The organism is Protofrankia sp. Cj3 (assembly GCF_917627355.1).
Lineage (GTDB): Bacteria > Actinomycetota > Actinomycetes > Frankiales > Frankiaceae > Protofrankia.
Map to the genome: position 1 here is coordinate 1 of NZ_CAKJTR010000131.1, position 645 is coordinate 645.

The window sequence follows — 645 nt, forward strand, 5'->3', positions numbered from 1 at the left end:
GCCATCCTGTCAAAACGAGCTCATCGGCATCGCAGACCCAGCGGCTGACCGGGACACCCAGTCCATTTTCCTGCACCCATAGTGATCAGCACGGCGATCTCGCCCTCCTGTCAAGATTCCGGTGGTGACAATCGGTGATAGGTGTTCATGAGAGCAGGATCCGCTGTCGGAGCAGGGAGAAGCCAGCGCGGCCGTACATCTGACGTTTGATCAGTTTCGTCTTTCTTTTGATCATTTTCGTCCTGGTGTTGGCGCCCTCCATGGGGCCGTTGCTGGAGGGCAGGGCCAGTCCGGCGACGACGGCCTCATGGTCGTTCTCGAAGGCCTGCGACGAAGGTATGCAGGGCGGGCAGGTCGGCGGGCCTGCTCGCCAACCAGCCGGGCCAGGAACCCGGCGGTGAACCGGCCCTTCGCGACCGGTTTCGCCGGCACCGGCGCGGTCACCGTCCGCGGGCCGGGGCAGCGGCGCCGGTACCGGCGCCGGCGGTGCAGGACCCGGGTCGCTGTCACCCGCCAGTCGACCTGCTCGCTGTCGTCGGACCCCAAAGGCTCGAACGCCGCCCCGCACCCAGAACAGGCCGTCCGCCCTCGGGCACGTCGTGGACCTCCTCACGGGTGTCCAGGTGGGAGTAGTCCCGCCGCCCG